Origin of the sequence: Streptomyces recifensis (assembly GCF_002154615.1) — a bacterium.
GTDB lineage: Bacteria > Actinomycetota > Actinomycetes > Streptomycetales > Streptomycetaceae > Streptomyces > Streptomyces griseoluteus.
The window spans coordinates 1-2706 of record NZ_MUNH01000465.1; the positions used below are offsets into that span (position 1 = coordinate 1).

Here is a 2706-nt window from a genome sequence, read left to right on the forward strand (position 1 = left end):
ACCTCAAGCGCGCTTGAGGTCAAGACCGGTGTCAGTGCGGGGGTGCAGCATGGGCGCATGGCGACGAGGCGAACGACGGGTACGGGTGGCGGCGGCACGGCGGTACGGGGCGCCCGGCGCCCGGAGTTGCGGCTGCCGCCCCTGAGCCCCTGGGCGGAGGCGGAGCTGGAGCGGGACGGGGACTACGACGGGGTGGAGTTCCAGGAGGCCGACCTGTCCGGACAGCAGGGCGGGGGCGCCCGGTTCATGGACTGCGCGCTCAGCGGATGCGTCCTGGACGAGACGGGGCTCGGGCGGGCTCGGGTGCTGGACTCGGTCCTCGACGGGGTGCGGGGGGTGGGTACGCAGCTCGCCGAGGCCACCTTCCGGGACGTGGAGTTCCGCTCGCCCCGGCTCGGGGGCGCCCAGCTGCACGGAGCTGTGCTGGAGCGGGTCGTGGTGCGCGGCGGCAAGCTCGACTTCCTCAACCTGCGGGAGGCGCGGCTGAAGGACGTGGTCTTCGAGTCCTGCGTGCTGGTGGAGCCCGACTTCGGCGGGGCCCGGCTGGAGCGGGTGGAGTTCGTCGACTGCGCCCTGAAGTCCGCCGACCTATCCCGCGCCACGCTGAAGGACGTCGACCTGCGGGGGGCCGCTCCACTGGAGATCACCCGCGGGCTGGACCGGCTCTCGGGCGCGCTGATCGGCACCGGGCAGTTGCTGGACCTCGCTCCGCTGCTGGCGGCGGAGCTGGGCATCAGGGTGGAGGGGTAGCGGGGGTTACGAGATACGGGGGTAGCGGGCCTGGAGGGTCCAGATCGCGGGGTTCTCGGCGAGGTCCTCGTGCATGTCGGTCAGGTCCGCGATGACGTCGTGCAGGAAGTCGCGGGCCTCGCGGCGGAACTCGGCGTGCGAGAAGCTCAGCGGGGGTTCCTCGGCGGGCATCCAGTCCGACTCGATGTCCACCCAGCCGAAGCGGCGCTCGAACAGCATGCGGTCGGTGGACTCGGTGAAGTCCAGCTCCGCGCGCTGCGGGCGGGCGGCACGCGAGCCCATCGGGTCCTTGTCCAGCTGCTCCGCGATGTCGCACAGCGCCCACGCGAAGTCCAGCACCGGCACCCATCCCCAGGCTGTGGACAACTCCCGGTCCGACTTGGTGTCCGCGAGGTAGACGTCCCCGCAGAACAGATCGTGCCTGAGCGCCCGGACGTCCGCCCGCCGGTAGTCCGTCTGCGGGGGGTCCGGAAAGCGGTTGGAAAGCGCGTAGCCGATGTCGAGCACGTCAGATGGTCCCACGCCGGGGACTCAGCGTGCCCGCTCGTCCAGCAGTCGGCCCAGGTCCGGCGGCCATACGGACTCGGCGGGGCCGGCCCCGGTGGCCGCGCCAAGCCGGGGGGCTGAGTGTGCCCCGGCCCCGGGTAAGGTCCCGGAGCCGGCGGCAGCCGTTCTCAGACGTTTACGCCGAAGTCCTGGGCGATGCCGACCAGGCCGGAGGCGTAACCCTGGCCGACGGCGCGGAACTTCCACTCCGCGCCGTTGCGGTACAGCTCGCCGAAGACCATGGCGGTCTCGGTGGCCGCGTCCTCGGAGAGGTCGTAGCGGGCGATCTCCGTGCCGCCGGCCTGGTTGACGATGCGGATGTAGGCGTTGCGGACCTGGCCGAAGTTCTGGCCGCGGTTCTCGGCGTCGTAGATGGAGACCGGGAAAACGATCTTCTCCACGTCGGCCGGGAGGGCGGCCAGGTTGACGTTGATCGACTCGTCGTCGCCCGCGCCCTCGCCCGTGCGGTTGTCACCGGTGTGGACGATGGAGCTGTCCGGCGTCTGCTTGTTGTTGAAGAAGACGAAGTGCTGGTCGGAGTAGACCTTGCCCTGGCCGTTCACCGCGATGGCGGAGGCGTCCAGGTCGAAGTCCGTGCCGGTGGTGGTGCGGACGTCCCAGCCGAGGCCCACGGTGACGGCCGTCAGGCCCGGAGCCTCCTTGGTGAGCGAGACGTTGCCACCCTTGGACAGGCTTACAGCCATGATTGGGAGTCCCTTCCCTTTTGAATATCTGTGCCGACGAAGCTACGTCACCGGGTAGAACGGCGGGAGGGGTGCCTCAGGTTCCGCCCCGCTTTACCTTTTTTACCGAGCTGCTCCGCCGCCGTCGGCAGGCGCGCCGGAAATCGGGGTGACTCGGAGTGCCCGGAGCCGGGAACATGGGACGCATGTCCGGGCCCTATCTCATCCGCGGCTCGGTCTCGCTTCCCGAGGCCGAGCTGAACTGGCGTTTCTCGCGGTCTTCCGGGCCCGGTGGCCAGCACGTCAACACCAGCGACTCCCAGGTGGAGCTGCGCTTCGACCTCGCCCGTACCGAGGCGCTGCCCCCGGTGTGGAAGGAACGCGCGCTCGAACGCCTGGCCGGGCGCCTGGTGGACGGTGTGATCGTCGTACGGTCCTCCGAGCACCGCTCCCAGTGGCGCAACCGCGAGACCGCCGCCGTGCGCCTCGCCGCCCTCCTCGCCGAGGCCACCGCACCCCCGCCCAAGCCCCGCCGCCCCACCCGCATCCCACGGGGCATCAACGAACGCCGGCTCAGGGAGAAGAAGCAGCGCGCCGACACCAAGCGCGGCCGCTCCGGCCGGGACTGGGGCTAGGGGATGTCTCGCCGATCTTCGCGGGCCCGCGACCCCTGGCACGGCACCTCGCCGCACGACCGAATCGCCCAAGTACGTCCAGTACGAGGACG

At 70.8% G+C, this 2706-nt stretch carries 4 protein-coding genes; 2 read left to right on the forward strand and 2 right to left on the reverse strand.

The annotated features are described in order from the left end of the window. Positions 1-57: 57 nt before the first annotated feature. Positions 58-750 (forward strand): pentapeptide repeat-containing protein, encoded by a 693-nt coding sequence (locus CCN33_RS22890; protein WP_086695405.1) that lies wholly within the window; start codon positions 58-60, stop codon positions 748-750. Positions 751-756: 6 nt separating this feature from the next. Here CCN33_RS22890 and CCN33_RS22895 read toward each other — a convergent pair whose 3' ends face one another. Continuing rightward, the gene (locus CCN33_RS22895) at positions 757-1257 is read right to left on the reverse strand and encodes a hypothetical protein (protein ID WP_030804532.1); all 501 of its coding nucleotides are present in this window, start codon (positions 1255-1257) and stop codon (positions 757-759) included. Positions 1258-1424: 167 nt separating this feature from the next. After that, positions 1425-2000, reverse strand: coding sequence for a TerD family protein (locus tag CCN33_RS22900; protein WP_086695403.1), 576 nt, complete (start codon positions 1998-2000; stop codon positions 1425-1427). Positions 2001-2185: 185 nt separating this feature from the next. Here CCN33_RS22900 and arfB point away from each other — a divergent pair, with 185 nt between their 5' ends. Next, positions 2186-2614 (forward strand): alternative ribosome rescue aminoacyl-tRNA hydrolase ArfB, encoded by a 429-nt coding sequence (arfB, locus tag CCN33_RS22905; RefSeq protein ID WP_086695404.1) that lies wholly within the window; start codon positions 2186-2188, stop codon positions 2612-2614. The last annotated feature ends 92 nt before the right edge of the window (positions 2615-2706 follow it).